Source organism: Actinobacillus minor NM305, from assembly GCF_000175195.1.
Classification (GTDB): domain Bacteria; phylum Pseudomonadota; class Gammaproteobacteria; order Enterobacterales; family Pasteurellaceae; genus Haemophilus_A; species Haemophilus_A minor.
Map to the genome: position 1 here is coordinate 1 of NZ_ACQL01000154.1, position 16,799 is coordinate 16,799.

20 protein-coding genes are annotated in these 16,799 nt (G+C 40.3%); 10 read left to right on the top strand and 10 right to left on the bottom strand.

The features are described 5' to 3' along the window. Positions 1-62: 62 nt before the first annotated feature. Entirely contained in the window at positions 63-1,118 is a 1,056-nt protein-coding gene (gene murG / locus AM305_RS10650; protein WP_005825954.1) for an undecaprenyldiphospho-muramoylpentapeptide beta-N-acetylglucosaminyltransferase, read from the bottom strand. Between the two features lie 347 nt (positions 1,119-1,465). On the opposite strand from murG, the gene rpmB reads away from it, so the two are divergent. Beyond that, entirely contained in the window at positions 1,466-1,702 is a 237-nt protein-coding gene (gene rpmB, locus AM305_RS10655) for a 50S ribosomal protein L28 (protein WP_005599762.1), read from the top strand. A gap of 11 nt (positions 1,703-1,713) precedes the next feature. Beyond that, complete coding sequence (gene rpmG / locus AM305_RS10660; RefSeq protein ID WP_005624479.1) at positions 1,714-1,884, top strand: 50S ribosomal protein L33; 171 nt, start codon at positions 1,714-1,716, stop codon at positions 1,882-1,884. Positions 1,885-2,002: 118 nt separating this feature from the next. Here the strand turns inward: rpmG and AM305_RS10665 are convergent, their stop codons facing one another. Beyond that, complete coding sequence (locus tag AM305_RS10665) at positions 2,003-2,389, bottom strand: helix-turn-helix domain-containing protein (RefSeq protein ID WP_005825956.1); 387 nt, start codon at positions 2,387-2,389, stop codon at positions 2,003-2,005. 172 nt (positions 2,390-2,561) lie between these two features. On the opposite strand from AM305_RS10665, the gene AM305_RS10670 reads away from it, so the two are divergent. Together AM305_RS10670 and AM305_RS10675 are read left to right on the top strand one after the other, a co-directional pair. Then, complete coding sequence (locus AM305_RS10670; protein WP_005825958.1) at positions 2,562-3,053, top strand: hypothetical protein; 492 nt, start codon at positions 2,562-2,564, stop codon at positions 3,051-3,053. Positions 3,054-3,114: 61 nt separating this feature from the next. Then, on the top strand, positions 3,115-3,732 hold the full coding sequence (locus tag AM305_RS10675; protein ID WP_005825960.1) for an outer membrane protein: 618 nt from the start codon (positions 3,115-3,117) through the stop codon (positions 3,730-3,732). A gap of 81 nt (positions 3,733-3,813) precedes the next feature. On the opposite strand, the gene AM305_RS10680 is transcribed toward AM305_RS10675, so the two are convergent. Together AM305_RS10680 and AM305_RS10685 are read right to left on the bottom strand one after the other, a co-directional pair. Continuing rightward, a complete protein-coding gene (locus AM305_RS10680) occupies positions 3,814-4,122 on the bottom strand; it encodes a nucleotidyltransferase family protein (RefSeq protein ID WP_005825962.1) in 309 nt (102 codons plus the stop codon). Then, positions 4,119-4,529 (bottom strand): nucleotidyltransferase substrate binding protein, encoded by a 411-nt coding sequence (locus AM305_RS10685; protein ID WP_005825964.1) that lies wholly within the window; start codon positions 4,527-4,529, stop codon positions 4,119-4,121. The genes AM305_RS10680 and AM305_RS10685 overlap by 4 nt, the downstream gene beginning before the upstream one ends. A 399-nt stretch (positions 4,530-4,928) precedes the next feature. On the opposite strand from AM305_RS10685, the gene AM305_RS10690 reads away from it, so the two are divergent. Together AM305_RS10690 and ddc are read left to right on the top strand one after the other, a co-directional pair. Continuing rightward, on the top strand, positions 4,929-6,293 hold the full coding sequence (locus tag AM305_RS10690; protein ID WP_005825965.1) for a diaminobutyrate--2-oxoglutarate transaminase: 1,365 nt from the start codon (positions 4,929-4,931) through the stop codon (positions 6,291-6,293). A gap of 142 nt (positions 6,294-6,435) precedes the next feature. Next, positions 6,436-7,971 (top strand): L-2,4-diaminobutyrate decarboxylase, encoded by a 1,536-nt coding sequence (gene ddc / locus AM305_RS10695; protein ID WP_005825967.1) that lies wholly within the window; start codon positions 6,436-6,438, stop codon positions 7,969-7,971. Positions 7,972-8,011: 40 nt separating this feature from the next. Here the strand turns inward: ddc and mutM are convergent, their stop codons facing one another. The 6 genes from mutM to ispB all read right to left on the bottom strand — a co-directional run bounded on the left by mutM (position 8,012) and on the right by ispB (position 13,964). Continuing rightward, the gene (gene mutM, locus AM305_RS10700; protein WP_005825969.1) at positions 8,012-8,836 is read right to left on the bottom strand and encodes a bifunctional DNA-formamidopyrimidine glycosylase/DNA-(apurinic or apyrimidinic site) lyase; all 825 of its coding nucleotides are present in this window, start codon (positions 8,834-8,836) and stop codon (positions 8,012-8,014) included. Between the two features lie 66 nt (positions 8,837-8,902). Then, positions 8,903-10,189, bottom strand: coding sequence for a branched-chain amino acid transport system II carrier protein (brnQ, locus tag AM305_RS10705; protein WP_005825972.1), 1,287 nt, complete (start codon positions 10,187-10,189; stop codon positions 8,903-8,905). Between the two features lie 96 nt (positions 10,190-10,285). Beyond that, positions 10,286-11,011: a 3-oxoacyl-ACP reductase FabG gene (fabG, locus tag AM305_RS10710; protein ID WP_005825974.1), complete on the bottom strand. Its 726-nt coding sequence runs from the start codon at positions 11,009-11,011 to the stop codon at positions 10,286-10,288. A 110-nt stretch (positions 11,012-11,121) separates the two neighbouring features. After that, positions 11,122-12,057: an ACP S-malonyltransferase gene (gene fabD / locus AM305_RS10715; RefSeq protein ID WP_005825976.1), complete on the bottom strand. Its 936-nt coding sequence runs from the start codon at positions 12,055-12,057 to the stop codon at positions 11,122-11,124. A gap of 82 nt (positions 12,058-12,139) precedes the next feature. Beyond that, the gene (locus tag AM305_RS10720; RefSeq protein ID WP_005825978.1) at positions 12,140-12,880 is read right to left on the bottom strand and encodes an epoxyqueuosine reductase QueH; all 741 of its coding nucleotides are present in this window, start codon (positions 12,878-12,880) and stop codon (positions 12,140-12,142) included. A 100-nt stretch (positions 12,881-12,980) separates the two neighbouring features. Next, positions 12,981-13,964, bottom strand: a complete 984-nt coding sequence (gene ispB, locus AM305_RS10725; protein WP_005825979.1) for an octaprenyl diphosphate synthase — start codon at positions 13,962-13,964, stop codon at positions 12,981-12,983. A gap of 265 nt (positions 13,965-14,229) precedes the next feature. Here ispB and rplU point away from each other — a divergent pair, with 265 nt between their 5' ends. The 4 genes from rplU (at position 14,230) to AM305_RS10745 (ending at position 16,772) form a co-directional block, all read left to right on the top strand. After that, on the top strand, positions 14,230-14,541 hold the full coding sequence (rplU, locus tag AM305_RS10730; protein WP_005820536.1) for a 50S ribosomal protein L21: 312 nt from the start codon (positions 14,230-14,232) through the stop codon (positions 14,539-14,541). 20 nt (positions 14,542-14,561) lie between these two features. Then, positions 14,562-14,819: a 50S ribosomal protein L27 gene (gene rpmA, locus AM305_RS10735; protein WP_005820534.1), complete on the top strand. Its 258-nt coding sequence runs from the start codon at positions 14,562-14,564 to the stop codon at positions 14,817-14,819. Positions 14,820-14,904: 85 nt separating this feature from the next. Beyond that, a complete protein-coding gene (locus AM305_RS10740; protein WP_005825981.1) occupies positions 14,905-15,831 on the top strand; it encodes a DMT family transporter in 927 nt (308 codons plus the stop codon). Beyond that, positions 15,828-16,772 (top strand): DMT family transporter, encoded by a 945-nt coding sequence (locus tag AM305_RS10745; protein ID WP_005825983.1) that lies wholly within the window; start codon positions 15,828-15,830, stop codon positions 16,770-16,772. Before AM305_RS10740 ends, AM305_RS10745 begins: the two co-directional genes overlap by 4 nt. Positions 16,773-16,799: the final 27 nt, after the last annotated feature.

Here is a 16,799-nt window from a genome sequence, read left to right on the forward strand (position 1 = left end):
TCGGGCGGGGATAAACCCCGCCCCTACAATCAAATTTAATTACGTTTTTACAAGAGTAAATATTACAAACTATTTTCCACAATCACTTCCGCCACACGTTTTGCGGCTAATGGTGTGGCTTTCGCTCTTGCTTTTATTGCCATTTCCGTCAGTTTTTGACGGTCGGCAATTAACGGCTCTAATGCTTTTAATAAACTTTCAGGGGTAAAATCCTGCTGTTCAATAATCACTGCTGCACCTGCTTGTGCAAGGTACTCTGCATTTAAAAATTGTTGGCGATCTTTATGTTGAAACGGCACAAAAATCGCAGGTAATCCTGCCGCAGCAATTTCACATACAGTTAAAGCACCAGAACGGCAAATCACCAAATCCGCCCATTCATAAGCGGCTTTCATATCGTCAATAAATTCGCTCGCCGTGCCATTGCCTGTGGCTTGATAAACTTCTTCCACGCCGGCTAATTTGCCTTTGCCAACTTGATGACTAATAAATACGTTTTGTCCTAAAACCTTCGCTACTTCCGGCACGGTTTTATTGATCACCAATGCTCCCTGACTTCCGCCCATCACTAAGATGTTGATCGGATAGCCTTTTTCGGCAAAACGTTGTTCAGGCGGTGCAATTTCAAACAGATCTTGGCGAACAGGATTTCCCACTACTTCCGCATTTGGAAACGCTGTTGGAAAGGCTTGTAAAGTACGGCGAGCAATTTTAGAAAGCCATACATTAGTTAAACCTGCCACCGCATTTTGTTCGTGCAAAATCACAGGCACACCACATAATTTTGCCGCAATACCGCCAGGCCCTGATACATAACCACCCATTCCAAGCACGGCATCAGGCTTATACGCTTTAATAATTTTTTTCGCTTGAAGCACTGCTCTTAAGATCGCAAAAGGGGCAGTAAGTAACGCTTTAATCCCCTTGCCCTTTAATCCTGAAATTTGAATAAACTCAATCGGAATGCCGTGCTTTGGCACAAGATCCGCTTCCATTCGATCTTTTGTTCCTAACCAACGGATCTCCCAACCTTGTTGTTGTAATTCTCTTGCTACAGCAATCGCAGGAAAAACGTGCCCACCCGTTCCGCCAGCCATTACCAATAATTTTTTTGCCATCTTCTTATAGATCCTTTGAGATAGAATACTTATGCACTTTTTATAAAGTAAAATTCTTTTTATTGTACAAGAAATTTACGCCTTTCGGGAAGCTAGAATGTATTTTTACGCAATTTTTCTGTATTTAATCTCAATTTAGGTGTTAATAAAACTTGACCACTTAAAGTTTTATTCTTCTTACATTCAACACTTGAATAAAGATTTAAATACGAGTATAATCAGCGACCTTTAATATAGTCTTTGGTCGGGTTTATACCTGACGAGGTAGTGAGTAAGCTGTGTTGAGTCAGTACTAGTACTCATCGCCCGAACCATATAAAACTTACTTAAGTAATTGGAGAATTAAAATGTCAAGAGTTTGCCAAGTAACCGGCAAGCGTCCAGCAGTTGGTAACAACCGCTCACACGCATTAAACGCGACTCGTCGTCGTTTTTTACCTAACCTTCACACTCACCGTTTCTGGGTAGAAAGTGAAAATCGTTTCGTAACTTTACGCTTAACAGCGAAAGGTATGCGTATTATTGATAAAAAAGGCATCGATGCAGTATTAGCTGAAATCCGTGCTCGTGGCGAAAAAATCTAAGGAGCTAACCAATGGCAGCTAAAGGTAATCGTGAGAAAATCAAATTAGTTTCAACTGCTGAAACTGGTCACTTCTACACAACAACAAAAAACAAACGTAATATGCCAGAAAAAATGGAAATCAAAAAATTTGATCCAGTTGTGCGTAAACACGTTGTTTATAAAGAAGCTAAAATCAAATAATTTTAGTTTAAAATTTGAAACCCGAGCATTGCTCGGGTTTTTTTGTTCATTATGCCTTTATGTTTACCTGAAAAATTTTTTAGGTTTAAATAAAAACGGCTCAAATGAGCCATCTATTTTAATGTTTTTCTAGCAACTGAATAATTTTACGTAACCCTTCTAACTCTTTTTCTTTCTGCGTTAATAATTCATCTTTATGGGTAAGTTGTAATTTTAGTTTTTCAATTTCAAATTGTAGGCTTTCATTATTGCCGTTGTAACTGGTATAAATATAGTCACTATTATCATTCATACAGAAAACTACACCTTTATCAGATTCAATTAAATCTGCAACACTAAGGTTAAAAATCTGAGCAATTTGCACCAATTTATCATATTGCAATTTGGTTTCACCACGTTCAATTTTCGCATAGCCACTTGGCGACATTGCCATTTTCTCTGCCATTTCTTCTTGAGACCATTGATGTAATTCTCTCATTATACGAATTTTGTCGTGCATTCCCATTTTTGCTTTCTTCCATTTAGCCTAATTGAGCAGAGTTTGCCGAAATTCGGTGGCAAATTGCTCAATCTGTTGCTGTTTTCAATTTGTAAATTTACCTAAAATTCTTACCGCTTACGCAAGCGTTTGCGTAATGTAACTGATGTTATTTTCACATATTTAGAGGTCTTAGGCTATGAAAAAATTAGGAAAATTATCTGCTTTAGTCGCAACAGCAGTGATGGCAACAGGTTGTGCTACTATTGTGAGCGATAGTAAATATAATGTAAGCATTCAGTCAAATCCAAGTGGTGCATCTTTTGTTATTAAAAATCGTGCAGGTAATATTGTTCAGACAGGTACTACACCGCAAAATGTGATTTTAGAAGCCGGAGCAGGTTATTTTAAAGGCGAAAAATATCAAATCACATTCACACCAAAAGGAAAAAATACTAAACCTCAGACTTTTGAATTAGATACAAAACTTGATGGCTGGTATTTAGGCGGAAATTTATTATTTGGTGGTTTAGTTGGATATTTAATCGTTGATCCATTATCAGGTGCAATGTATAAACTGCCTGAGTACTTCCTAGCCGATCTTGGTGGCGAAAAAACGGGGTTACATATTATTTCAACAGAGATGCTTACCGCTGAACAACGTTCAAAATTAGTACCAGTTAATCTGTAAAATTACTTTTTCTAAATTGAGGGAGATATATTCTCCCTCAATTTCTATATAGGATAAATTTATGAAACGAATTTCAATGATGGCTGCAGCAACATCCCTATTTTTAGCAACAACTTCATTTGCTAATACATTTACGGGTGGATATTTAGGTGGAACTATTACATCAGTAAAACAAGAATTTTCTGTACCTTATTCTGAATTGGGGTACCAAACCTATGAAGGCAAATATATCGCAGATGGCTCTCGTGGTACTCGCGTTGGTGTTACCGCAGGTTATGGCTTTGATATTGGATCTAATTTTGTTGGGCAATTGGAAGGAGAGCTTGCATTCTCTAATACGAAAACTACAAATAAATTAGGCGAAATTATTACAAAAGAACGGTTTGCAACAAATGCTTCTGCAATACTGGGATATAGAGTATTGGGGAATTTTCTACCGTACGTTAAAGCAAGTGTAAATGCAAGTTCATTTGATTTTAATGAAAGTGCTACAGGTTTTGAGCGAGTAGATTTTGAAAATTCTGCTGCCTTTGGATTTGGGTTTGGCGCTGGATTAAAATATGCTGTAACCGAAAAATTGGATTTAGGTGTTGAATACCAAAAAGTTACTTTAAAAGGAAATAATGATATTAAAATTAAGAGTAAACAAATTGGATTAAATATGGTTTATCACTTTTAATAATATTATTTAAATCAAGCGGTAAAATTCTCTCAACTTTTTACAAAAATTAGGAGAAATTTTGCCGCTTATTTTTTGTTTTTATTTCCTCGATTGCACGACCATATACTGACTTTGAACCACGTGTTTAAAATTCTCTGTTAGCAACGCCCAATCAACTATATCAACTTTCCAAGGTAAATCTGATTCCGAGAATGCATCGACCAAATCAGCGTGGGTTTGTAATGAAAGAGGTTCTTTAGTTATTACGGCTAAATCTAAATCGGAATAAGGCTTTGCGTTGCCTTTTACTCGAGAGCCAAATGCCCAAACTTCAAGATTTGGGATATGGGTTTGTAAAATCTGTTTAACGATGGCAAGTTCTTCGTTAGTAATGGTTAAAGCTCTCATTTTTCTAGCTGTTTTTGCAAAGATTGAACAAGAAAGGCGGCTTCAGCTAAAAAAGCGGGAATACCTGCTATCACTTGAAGCGCGGTTTCTTCATCATAAGTATGGCTAGTACGTGAACGCATATCCCGATAACGTCGCCAATCAGTCCAGTCGCCAAGTAACAAACCTTTTTCATTACCTGTGCGGATTAAGTCTTGAAACGTCATTGTATCAAATTCTTCAGGATTTGCTGCTGTGGCTTCTAAATAGCGTTTAAGCATTTTGTGGCTGAGTTCGTAAGTAAATTCAAAACGTTGAATTAAACCATCTCGAATTTGCAGATCTGTGATGTAGGATTGATAACGAGTAAGCCCTTCTTCAAGGCGAAAAAAGACGTTCTTGAGTGGGGTAATGTCGAGTTTAGTCATTTTAATTACGATTATACTCAATATTGTCAATAATCTGATTATAATCACAATTTAATTCATAGAATAGCGAAAAAGAATCCGATTACACTCATTTATTTAGCCATCAATAATTTGAATAGTAGCTTAACATCTCACCAATCTCCCACAAGCGGTAAAATTTACTTTAAATTTTGCAAAAAAAATGTACAATATGCCCTCTTCAAATGATCCCTTCATTTGGAGCTGTTTCCAACCTGCTCTTATCTACAAGCAGGGTAAAAACAAAAAAGCTGAAACGCTTTTTTTAATAAGTAGCGAGTCAAATGCCCCATGGCATCTTATCTCTCAGGATAAGAAAGCTTAGGCTTCCCGCAAGGCACCCGACTTATTTTTTTCACCTCATTTAGAAGGTTTTTTAAAATGACAATTAACACTCCTGTAAAAGCAATTCTCGCCTCAAATAAACATTTCTTAGATCGTCAAGATGCAATGGAATCTAACGTGCGTAGTTATCCGCGCAAACTTCCTTTTGCTTATGCAAAAGCACAAGGTTGTTGGGTAACGGACGTAGAAGGAAATGAATATCTCGACTTTTTGGCGGGTGCAGGAACATTAGCATTAGGTCATAACCACCCAGTGTTAATGCAATCAATCAAAGACGTTTTAGATAGTGGCTTACCGTTACATACTCTAGATTTAACCACGCCATTAAAAGACGCTTTTACCGAAGAACTTTTATCATTCTTCCCTAAAGATCAATACATTCTTCAATTTACCGGCCCTTCAGGTGCAGATGCTAACGAAGCGGCAATCAAATTAGCTAAAACCTATACCGGACGTGGCAATGTGATCGCTTTCTCCGGCGGCTTCCACGGAATGACTCACGGTGCGTTATCTTTAACAGGTAACTTAGGTGCGAAAAATCCGGTGCAAGGCTTAATGCCGGGTGTACAATTTATGCCATATCCGCACGAATACCGTTGCCCGTTTGGCATTGGTGGCGAAGCGGGTGCGAAAGCCGTTGAACGCTACTTTGAAAACTTCATTGAAGATGTCGAAAGCGGCGTAGTAAAACCGGCTGCGGTTATCTTAGAAGCAATCCAAGGCGAAGGTGGTGTTGTTCCGGCACCGATTTCATTCTTACAAAAAGTGCGTGAAGTGACCCAAAAACACGGTATTTTAATGATTGTTGATGAAGTTCAAGCAGGCTTCTGCCGTAGCGGTAAGATGTTTGCCTTTGAACATGCGGGTATTCAACCGGATATCGTGGTTATGTCAAAAGCAGTAGGCGGTTCATTACCGTTAGCGGTATTAGCTATTCGCAAAGAATTCGATGCGTGGCAACCGGCAGGACACACGGGGACATTCCGTGGTAACCAATTAGCGATGGCAACAGGTTACGCTTCACTCAAAATTATGCGTGAAGAAAATCTTGCGAAAAATGCGGAAGAACGTGGCGCATACTTAACCACTGCATTACGTGAATTAAGCAAAGAATTCCCTTGTATCGGTAACGTACGTGGTAAAGGCTTAATGATGGGTATCGACATTGTGGATGAACGCAAACCGGCAGATGCAACAGGTGCTTATCCACAAGATGGCGAATTAGCAGTTGCAATCCAAAAAGCCTGCTTTAACAACAAATTATTGTTAGAACGTGGCGGACGTGGCGGCAACGTGGTTCGTGTACTTTGTGCAGTAAATATCAACCAAGCAGAATGCGAAGAGTTCATTAAACGCTTCAAACAATCTGTCGCAGACGCATTAAAAGCGGTGCGTGGTTAATCATCAAAGTGCGGTTGATTTTATAGAAATTTATTATATTTCAATATATTAATCATGTAGGGGCGAAATATTTTTCGCCCTGATATTCCGTGATTGTTTTGGACGAAAAATATTTCGCCCCTACAAATAAATTGGAAAAACAATGTTAGATATTTCAAAACACAAACAATCCCTGTTCTGTAACGATCCACAATCTATTGCAGACTACGAAAACGCGATGCAAAACGCCGTGCAAGCGGTCAGTTCTTGGCTGAAAAATGAAAAAATGTACACCGGTGGTTCAATCAAACAAATGCGTGCCTTGGTTGATGGTTTTAAACCGACTAAAGAGGGCGTAGGTGTACAAAAATCCTTAGATCATTTAGTTGAGATCTTCTTAAATCCAAGTCTTAAAGTTCATCACCCCCACTCTTTAGCGCACTTACATTGTCCGACAATGGTCGCGAGCCAAATTGCGGAAGTGTTAATCAATGCCACTAACCAATCAATGGACTCGTGGGATCAAAGCCCTGCCGGTTCGATTATGGAAGAGCATTTGATTGACTGGCTACGCCAAAAAGCCGGCTACGGTGAAGGCACATCGGGCGTATTTACCTCAGGTGGTACACAATCTAACCTAATGGGTGTGCTACTTGCGCGTGATGCTTGCATTGCGAAGCATTGGAAAAATGCGGACGGTTCAGAATGGTCGGTACAACGTGATGGCATTCCGGCAGATGCAATGCAGAAAGTGAAAGTGATTTGCTCTGAAAATGCGCACTTCTCTGTGCAAAAAAATATGGCAATGATGGGAATGGGCTTCCAATCAGTGGTTACCGTGCCTTGCAACGAAAATGCCCAGATGGATCCGCACGCATTAGAAGCGACTTTAGCCAAACTTTATTTAGAAGGTAAAGTGGTTGCTTGTGTGGTCGCCACCGCAGGAACAACCGATGCAGGTGCCATCGATCCGTTAAAAACCATTCGTGCCATTACCAACAAATTTGGTGTTTGGTTACACGTGGATGCAGCTTGGGGCGGTGCGTTACTGCTTTCAAAAGACTTCCGCCATCTTTTAGACGGCATTGAATTAACCGACTCAATTACGTTGGATTTCCACAAACATTTCTTCCAAACAATTTCTTGCGGCGCATTTTTATTGAAAGATCCGCAAAATTACCGCTTCATTGATTACAAAGCGGATTATTTAAATTCAGAATACGATGAAGCACACGGCGTACCGAATTTAGTGGCAAAATCACTCCAAACTACACGTCGTTTTGATGCGTTAAAATTGTGGTTTACGGTGGAAGCCTTAGGCGAAGAGCTATACGCTTCAATGATCGACCACGGTGTTTACCTCACCAAACAAGTGGAACAATACATTCACGAAACAGAAGGCTTGGAAATGCTTGTTCCGGCACAATTTGCTTCGGTATTATTCCGTGTTGCACCGGCAGGCTATCCTACTGAATTTATCGATGCCTTAAACCAAAATGTGGCAGATGAACTCTTTGCCCGAGGCGAAGCAAACATTGGTGTCACCAGGGTGGGAGAGAAACAATCGTTGAAAATGACCACGTTAAGCCCAATCGCAACGCTCGAAAACGTTAAAGCGTTATTGGCTCAGGTGCTAAGCGAAGCAGATCGCATTAAAGATGCCATTGCAAATGGCACTTATGTACCACCGATTGATTAATTCGATATGACAAAAACGCCTTTTTACAAAGGCGTTTTTATTATCTCGGAAGCTTTTGACAATGTGGACAAAAATAGGTGTTTCGCTGCCCAATGATTTTAGTTTCAATAAACGAACCGCAATCATTACACGCTTCCCCTTTCCTTCCATAAACTTGTAAGACTTGAGCAAAATAACCTGGTTTACCATCTGGCTGAATAAAGTCTTTCAACGTTGTGCCACCTTGGATAATCGATTTTGTTAAAACCTCTTTAATCACTTTGACCAAGCGTTCACACTGCTTTTCAGTTAAATTTTGCGCCGCTAGTTCTGGGTGAATTCCTGCCATAAAGAGAGACTCACAGGCATAGATATTACCAACTCCAACCACAATTTCATTGTTCATAATGAAATTTTTAACGGCAACGGTTTTTTGGCGACTTTTCTCCCATAAACGACCGCTTGTGAATTCATTTGAAAGCGGTTCAGGGCCTAATTTTGCCAATAACTCGTGCTTTAATGCCTCTTTTGCCCATAACCAAGCACCAAATTTACGAGGATCGTTATAACGTAAAATCGTGCCGGTTTCTGTAATCAAATCAACATGATCATGTTTACCCACAGGTTGGTTATCACTTTCTTTTAAAATCCCCAAAGAGCCGGACATTCCGAGATGCACTAAAATATCGCCTTTCTCTGTATGTAAAATTAAATACTTCGCTCGACGAGATAAATCAATAATTTTCGCCCCTTGCATTTCGGTTAATGCCGTTGGGATGGGCCAACGTAACTTTTCTGTTCGGCAAATAATTTGTTTGATTTTTTCGCCTTTCAAATAAGGCTCAACACCTCGTAAACTCGTCTCAACTTCTGGTAATTCAGGCATACTTATCTCCCTAAAATAAAGCGGTCAAATTTACATATTATTTTGCAAAAATGACCGCTAAAATACTTATCGTTTCATCACTTTATGGACGAGATATCCAATCACTAACCCAATAATAGCAAATGGCAACCACTCCATTGAATAGGATTTCAACGGGAGCTGTTGGGTAAAATCAAATTTCGCAACCGATAAAATCGAGATAATGGTAACAAGCGCTAACGCTAAACGTTTTGCTACTAAGGGTAAACGGAATAACGCATTGATACCCAGTAATAAAATGACCGTCATCGCAATAGGATAAAGCACCAGTAATACAGGAATAGACTTCTGAATTACCGCTTTTAAGCCTAAATTCGCAATCATAAGGCTGATAAGGCAGAATAAAATAGCATAGTGGCGGTAAGAAATTTTCGGGAAGATTTCATTAAAATACTCACTGACTGAAACACATAAACCAACAGCCGTAGTGAGACAAGCTAATGAGACAATTATCCCCAATAGCATACGCCCATATTCACCAAACGCCTGTGCGGTAATACTGTTCAAAATATAAGTGCCGAGATCCTGATTTTTCTCCGCAAGTTGAGCAAGCGTTTCCGGGCTAATCGACATATTGTTACCAATCCAACCTAATGAGAAATAGATAACACCTAACGCTGTCGCTGCAACAATCCCTGCCATTATTGTTTGTTTAATTAATGCGGAAGGCGATACGCCTTTTGACTTAATTGCATTTAAGACGATAACGGAATATGCCAATGAAGCAAGGGCATCCATGGTTAAATAGCCTTCCACAACGCCTTTAAATAACCAAGAATGTTCATCTTCCGGCGGTGCTACCGCAGTGGTTGGTTCTAGAATAAAGAAGGCTCTGATAACCAAAGCAATGATCGTCAAAATCAGTACCGGTGTTAAAATTGCCCCTACACGATCTACCGCTTTAGACGGATTTAAACTTAACCAGAGAGTTAAAGCAAAATAGATCAAGGTAAAAGCAAATTGTGAAATCGGATCGGCTTCTCCTAAAAAAGGCACTAATGAAATTTCATAAGCCGTTGCACCGGTACGAGGTCCGGCAAAAAATGGGCCGATAGCAAGATAGATTGCCATCAAGAAAATCACTGAGAACCAAGGATGAATGCGATTGAGCGCTGCTTTATAACCGCCCTCATAACACGCACTAACAATAATACCTAAGAGCGGTAAGCCTACACCTGTTGTAATAAAGCCTAGAATTGCCGGTAAGAAATTCTCACCACTTTCAAATGCAAGTTTCGGCGGAAAGATCAGGTTGCCCGCCCCAAAGAAAATTGCAAACAGCATAAAGCCGACAATAAACGTATTTTTAGTCATAACACACACAAATAAATAAAAAAATAAAAAAGAATAAAACCGAATTTTGCGTTAAGTCTCGCAAAATTCGGTAAAAAATGAACCGCTTGTAAACGGTTAGTTCATATATAAACCGCCATTCACGTGAATGGTTTCGCCGTTGATATATGCCGCATCATCAGAGGCTAAAAATGCCACCGCTTTTGCAATATCTTGTGCCGAGCCAAGTTTACCTGCCGGGATCTGGCTTAAGATCGCATTTTTTTGATCTTCAGTAAGCTCGTCCGTCATATCCGTTGCGATAAAGCCCGGAGCCACCACGTTTACGGTTACGCCACGAGAAGCGACTTCTTTCGCTAACGATTTAGAGAAACCGACCAAACCTGCTTTCGCCGCACAGTAGTTAGTTTGACCTGGGTTACCCATTGATCCAACCACCGAACCAATAGAGATAATACGACCACCTTTTTTCATCATCGGACGTAAAACCGCTTTAGATAAACGGTAAATTGAGGTTAAGTTGGTTTGAATAATATCGAACCAGTCATCTTCTTTCATACGCATCAATAAACCGTCACGGGTGATCCCTGCGTTATTGACGAGAATATCAATGTCGCCAAACTGTTCTTTAATTTGTGCAAGTACTTGCTCGATAGATTCAGCGTCAGCCACATTTAACACTAAGCCCTTGCCTTTATCACCTAAGTAAGCTGAGATTGCCTCCGCCCCTTTTTCTGACGTTGCCGTGCCAATCACGAATGCACCTTTAAATACTAATTCTTCTGCGATTGCACGCCCAATACCACGAGTTGCTCCCGTGACTAATGCGATTTTATTTTGCATATATTAATCCTATGGAACTTCAATGTAGGGACACACTGCGTGTGTCCGTCTAAATTAAGTAGAAAGACATAGCGGACACACGCAGTGTGTCCCTACGTCTGGGGTTGTAATTAAAACACCACCGCTTCAAACGAAGCCACATCATTCACCGCTTTTGCCGATAACTCTTTCACAATACGGCTCGTTAAACCGGTTAAAACTTTATTTGGACCAATTTCATATAAGGTCGTTACACCCTCTTGAGCCATTTTTTCGACGGTTTCCGTCCAACGCACCGGGCTATAAAGCTGACGCACCAACGCATCACGGATCTTATCCGCATCAGTTTCAACAGCTACGTCCACGTTGTTAATTACCGGAACAAGCGGTGCATTTAACGAAATATTTTGCAATGCAGCCGCTAATTTTTCTGCCGCTGGTTTCATTAATGCACAGTGTGAAGGCACGCTTACCGCTAATGGTAACGCACGTTTTGCTCCTGCTTCTTTACATAATTCACCTGCACGCTCTGCCGCTGCTTTCGTGCCGGCAATCACCACTTGACCTGGTGAGTTAAAGTTTACCGCTGAAACCACTTCGCCCACTTCACTTGCCGCTTGTTCGCACGCTTTGATGATCGCTTCGTTATCTAAACCGATAATCGCAAACATCGCCCCAGTACCAGCTGGCACAGCACTTTGCATTGCTTGACCACGCAATTCGACTAATTTGATTGCATCTTGGAAGTCCAACACGCCAGCACAAACTAATGCTGAATATTCGCCCAAGCTGTGCCCTGCCATTACCGCAGGTTTTTGCTCAGGGAATTTTTCCTGCCAAATACGGTATAACGCAACAGAAGCCGCCAATAACGCAGGCTGGGTGCGTTCAGTTTTACCCAAATCTTCTGCCGTGCCGTTTTGAACTAAATCCCATAAATCATAACCAAGCACATCGCTTGCTTGTTTGAAAGTTTGTTCTACCACAGGGTAAACAGGTGCAAGATCAGCAAGCATACCAACTGCTTGTGAACCTTGTCCCGGAAATACCATTGCAAATTTAGACATTGTTTGTTCCTCTTTTAAATTTGTAAAAATTTATTGAAAATTAACTGCTTGATGATGGACACACGCAGTGTGTCCCTACTTTTTAATCGGGTGAATAATATAATTTCCCGATTTCAATACGTTGTCGCCCTGTTTCTAAACGCCATTTATTCGTGTCACGCAATGAATAAACGCAACCGCAATACTCTTGTTGGTAAAAACGCTCGCGTTTGCTGATTTCGATCATACGTTGTGAACCGCCACCTTTACGCCAGTTGTAATCCCAATAAACCACATCATCATAAGCGGCAGCCGCACGGTGTCCGCAACCATTGATTTGTTTCATATCTTTCCAACGGGAAATCCCTAAACAGCTCGTGAAAACAGGGTAGCCGTTTTCGTGGGCATATTTGGCGGTTTTCTCAAAACGCATATCAAAGCACATCGTGCAACGAATGCCACGCTCTGGCTCCCACTCCATACCTTCTGCTTTCTTAAACCACTCTTTGCGGTCGTTTTCATAATCGTCATCGACATCAATAAACGGAATACCGTGTTTTTCGGCAAAGCGAATATTCTCTTCTTTGCGGAGCAAGTATTCTTTGAGTGGGTGAATGTTTGGATTGTAGAAGTAGATCGCAAATTCGATCCCTGAAGCGTGGATTGCTTCCATCACTTCACCCGAACAAGGCGCACAGCAAGAGTGTAATAAGAGCTTGTTGTGTCCGTTTGGCAGTTCAAGTTTTTCACGCACAAAAGGGGCGTTTGGATCTTTGCCTTTACGGGTTAATTTGCGTTTTTGTTGTAACGCTTCTTTGTGTTCTTGAGGTTGGTGTTCTGTCATTGTTAATATATAAAACGTAGGGACACACTGCGTGTGTCCGTTGTAAAAATGGGATATGGTTTATTTTGCGGACACACTCAGTGTGTCCCTACAAAATTGTTTAATAAGAGCGATCTACCGACAAATACGCCAATGAGATCAACGCTTGTTTATATTCACTTTCTGGCAAAATGGCGAGTGCATCAACAGCTTTTTGTGCTTCTGCTTTCGCTTTTGACATTGTGTAATCCAAAGATTTATGTTCAGCCATAATCGCTAATACTTCATCAATGTTCTCACGATCTCCGCCTTGCTCAATGGCTTGGCGAATCATATTCGCTTGTGCTTCATTACCGTGGCGCATTGCGTGAAGAAGAGGCATTGTTGGTTTACCTTCCACAAAATCATCGCCAACATTTTTGCCTAACGCTTGTGCGTTAGCCGAATAATCCAAAATATCATCAACGAGTTGGAAAGCTGTACCTAAATAACAACCGTAATTTTTTAATGCGATTTCAATTTCTTTACTCGCATTTGCCACAATCGCCACACATTGCGTTGCCGCTTCAAATAAACGTGCGGTTTTGTTATAGATCACACGCATATAATTTTCTTCGGTAGTATTTGGATCATTCACATTCATTAATTGCTGCACTTCGCCTTCTGCCAAAGCATTGGTTGCCGCAGACATCACTTTTAAGACCTCAAGAGAATCTACAGATGTCATCATTTGGAAAGAACGTGTATAAATATAATCCCCAACTAATACGCTTGCCGCATTGCCAAAGGCGGCATTTGCCGTTTCACGTCCACGGCGCATATCCGACTCATCAACGACATCATCGTGTAATAATGTTGCGGTATGAACAAACTCAATAAAGGCTGCGGTGGTAATTTGTTTAGCACCTTGATAACCTAAAGCACGTGCAGCCAATACAGTAATCAAAGGGCGAATACGCTTACCGCCACCACTGATAATGTAAAAACCTAGTTGGTTAATTAAAGGCACTTCCGAATTAAGTTGTGCCAGAATTTCTGCATTTACCGCTTGCATATCTTCTGCGGCAAGGGCTTGAATTTGTTCCAATGTTAATAATTGAGTCATTTTATTTTTACTGTTCTAGAACCAAAATTAGTGGGATTTTACCCTACTTTCGCCAACCGTCAAAATTTTTACAGGAAGTAGGAGCAGTTCTATCATTGCCAAAAACAAATTTTTAGGATTTTCTGCAGAAATCTATCTTTTTTAAAATTTCTTCAATTTCGTTCTTGCTCTTTGTTTTCTTTTTGCGTAGAATTGCAACCCTATTTTATATGAATTTAAAAGTGCCAATCGCACAGCGTAAATGGCACAATTTAGCGGAGTAAATATGTACGCAGTTTTCCAAAGTGGCGGCAAACAACACCGAGTAAGCGAAGGTCAAGTTGTTCGTTTAGAAAAACTTGAAGTTGCAACTGGTGAGAAAGTTGAATTCGACTCAGTGTTAATGGTCGTTAATGGCGAAGATGTTAAAATTGGTACACCTGTAGTAGCAGGTAGCAAAGTAGTGGCTGAAGTTGTAGCACACGGTCGTGGCGAAAAAGTTCGCATCGTTAAATTCCGTCGTCGTAAACACAGCCGTAAACAACAAGGTCATCGTCAGTGGTTCACAGAAGTGAAAATCACTGGGATTCAAGCATAATTTCAGAGGAGATCAAGTAGATGGCAACTAAAAAAGCTGGTGGTTCAACTCGTAACGGTCGTGATTCTGAAGCTAAACGCCTTGGTGTTAAACGTTTCGGTGGCGAATCTGTTTTAGCAGGTAGCATCATTGTTCGTCAACGTGGTACAAAATTCCACGCAGGTACAAACGTAGGTATGGGTAAAGACCACACTTTATTTGCAACTGCAGACGGTAAAGTTAAATTTGAAGTGAAAGGCGAAAAAAATCGCAAATATGTAAGCATCGTTGCTGAGTAATGATCAACATATTCATTTCAAAATGAATAAAAAAGAACCTCACTTTCAGTGAGGTTTTTTTATATTCTAAAATTGGTAATATCCTATGAACAAACAACCTTTTCTTGGTTTTCTTTTTGCGCTTACTGCTGTAATTATGTGGGGAACGCTTCCTATTGCATTACAACCGGTTCTAAAAGAAATGAATGCCCAAACCATCGTTTGGTTTCGATTTGTTGCTGCAATGTGCGGCGTCTTCTTAATGCTACTCTTTGCAAAAAAATTACCAAAATCCACCGCTTTTACTCGCAAATATCGCTGGTTAATCTTACTTGGTGTTTTTGGACTATCTTGTAACTTTTTTCTCTTTAACGTAGCGCTGCGTTACATTCCTGCTATGGCAAGCCAAGTATTAAGCCCGATTTCTTCTTTTGCAATGATTGTATGCGGTGTCATCATTTTTAAAGAAACCATTGGACTTCATCAAAAAATCGGCTTTATAGTCGTCTTAATTGGATTAGGATTGTTCTTTCACAATCGCTTTGATGACTTCGCCCAAATGAATGACTATGCCTTCGGTATTTTATGTGGAATGGTTGCCAGTTTACTTTGGATCGGCTATGGCTTGGCACAAAAAATAATGCTTGAGCGCTTTAATTCAATGCAAATTCTGCTCGTGATGTATATTGGATGCAGCTTGGTTTTTACCCCCTTTGCCACATTCTCACAAACAGAGAATTTAAGCCCAATCGCCCTGATCTGTCTGATTTATTGCTGTTTAAATACGATTATTGCCTATGGCTCTTATGCTGAAGCCCTAAATCGCTGGGATGTATCTAAAGTTAGCATTATGATGCCACTTATTCCTATTCTTACACTGGGCTTTTCAGAGATCGCCTATTATTGGCTGCCTGATTACTTTGCTGAACCAGAACTCTCTGTTCTCAGCGTTATCGGTGCATTGTGTGTAGTGAGTGGTGCATTGTTATCTGCCGTAGGTCACCGCTTCTTAGGTACAAGGAAGAAAAAATGAAAAAGAACCCTATTTTAGGCTTTATTTTGGCTCTTACCGCAACCGCAATGTGGGGAACACTTCCTATTGCCGCTCAACAAGTACTGAGTGTAATGCAAGCACAAACATTGGTTTGGGCTCGTTTTTGGGTTGCCGGTATTGGTTTACTCATCATTTTAGCTTTTGCAAAAAAATTACCAAAATTAACCGCTTCTAACCGTAAACAGTTTGGTTTAATGCTGCTCGGTGTACTCGGTCTTTCGGGAAATTTCTTTCTTGTTGCCGAAGGACTACATTATATATCCCCCACAACAACGCAGGTATTATGGCAATTTGCGCCATTTTTAATGATTTTTCTGGGAGTACTTCTCTTTAAAGAGAGATTTACCTTTGCTCAAAAAATTGGTTTTGCCTTGCTGGTTATAGGGTTACTTGCTTTCTTTAATGATAAGTTCCACGAACTTTTCCAACTAAGTCATTATGCTTTAGGAGTGGTATTAAGCCTATGTGGGAGTTTAATTTGGGTATGTTACGGTACTGCGCAAAAGTTATTACTAAAACACTTTAGCTCACAACAAATTCTAATGATGATTTATTTAAGCTGTGGTGTGGCTTTTACACCTTTTGCTGAAATAGCTCAACTTGGAAAGATAGATAGCCCCTTTTTGTGGGGATGCTTTGTCTATTGCTGTTTAAATACCCTTATTGCCTATGGATCTTATGGCGAAGCGCTGAACCAATGGGAAACCTCAAAAGTGAGTGTAGTAACAACAATGATCCCTATCTTTACGATGATTTTCTCATTACTTGGGCACCACTTTTACCCGACAGTTTTTGCTTCTCCTGATATGAATTGGATCAGTTATCTCGGGGCATTTATCGTTGTAATTGGAGCAATGACAGCGGCTATCGGTGATAAACTCTTTTATCAGATCGGACGATCTCTAAGAAAAAGAGCATAAAAAAACTCCGCTATTCGCGGAGTTTTC

Bases quoted from the DNA above. Each gene is read 5' to 3' on its own strand.
- murG (WP_005825954.1), bottom strand. From the start codon at position 1,118: ATGGCAAAAAAATTATTGGTAATGGCTGGCGGAACGGGTGGGCACGTT.
- rpmB (WP_005599762.1), top strand. From the start codon at position 1,466: ATGTCAAGAGTTTGCCAAGTAACCGGCAAGCGTCCAGCAGTTGGTAAC.
- rpmG (WP_005624479.1), top strand. From the start codon at position 1,714: ATGGCAGCTAAAGGTAATCGTGAGAAAATCAAATTAGTTTCAACTGCT.
- AM305_RS10665 (WP_005825956.1), bottom strand. From the start codon at position 2,389: ATGGGAATGCACGACAAAATTCGTATAATGAGAGAATTACATCAATGG.
- AM305_RS10670 (WP_005825958.1), top strand. From the start codon at position 2,562: ATGAAAAAATTAGGAAAATTATCTGCTTTAGTCGCAACAGCAGTGATG.
- AM305_RS10675 (WP_005825960.1), top strand. From the start codon at position 3,115: ATGAAACGAATTTCAATGATGGCTGCAGCAACATCCCTATTTTTAGCA.
- AM305_RS10680 (WP_005825962.1), bottom strand. From the start codon at position 4,122: ATGAGAGCTTTAACCATTACTAACGAAGAACTTGCCATCGTTAAACAG.
- AM305_RS10685 (WP_005825964.1), bottom strand. From the start codon at position 4,529: ATGACTAAACTCGACATTACCCCACTCAAGAACGTCTTTTTTCGCCTT.
- AM305_RS10690 (WP_005825965.1), top strand. From the start codon at position 4,929: ATGACAATTAACACTCCTGTAAAAGCAATTCTCGCCTCAAATAAACAT.
- ddc (WP_005825967.1), top strand. From the start codon at position 6,436: ATGTTAGATATTTCAAAACACAAACAATCCCTGTTCTGTAACGATCCA.
- mutM (WP_005825969.1), bottom strand. From the start codon at position 8,836: ATGCCTGAATTACCAGAAGTTGAGACGAGTTTACGAGGTGTTGAGCCT.
- brnQ (WP_005825972.1), bottom strand. From the start codon at position 10,189: ATGACTAAAAATACGTTTATTGTCGGCTTTATGCTGTTTGCAATTTTC.
- fabG (WP_005825974.1), bottom strand. From the start codon at position 11,011: ATGCAAAATAAAATCGCATTAGTCACGGGAGCAACTCGTGGTATTGGG.
- fabD (WP_005825976.1), bottom strand. From the start codon at position 12,057: ATGTCTAAATTTGCAATGGTATTTCCGGGACAAGGTTCACAAGCAGTT.
- AM305_RS10720 (WP_005825978.1), bottom strand. From the start codon at position 12,880: ATGACAGAACACCAACCTCAAGAACACAAAGAAGCGTTACAACAAAAA.
- ispB (WP_005825979.1), bottom strand. From the start codon at position 13,964: ATGACTCAATTATTAACATTGGAACAAATTCAAGCCCTTGCCGCAGAA.
- rplU (WP_005820536.1), top strand. From the start codon at position 14,230: ATGTACGCAGTTTTCCAAAGTGGCGGCAAACAACACCGAGTAAGCGAA.
- rpmA (WP_005820534.1), top strand. From the start codon at position 14,562: ATGGCAACTAAAAAAGCTGGTGGTTCAACTCGTAACGGTCGTGATTCT.
- AM305_RS10740 (WP_005825981.1), top strand. From the start codon at position 14,905: ATGAACAAACAACCTTTTCTTGGTTTTCTTTTTGCGCTTACTGCTGTA.
- AM305_RS10745 (WP_005825983.1), top strand. From the start codon at position 15,828: ATGAAAAAGAACCCTATTTTAGGCTTTATTTTGGCTCTTACCGCAACC.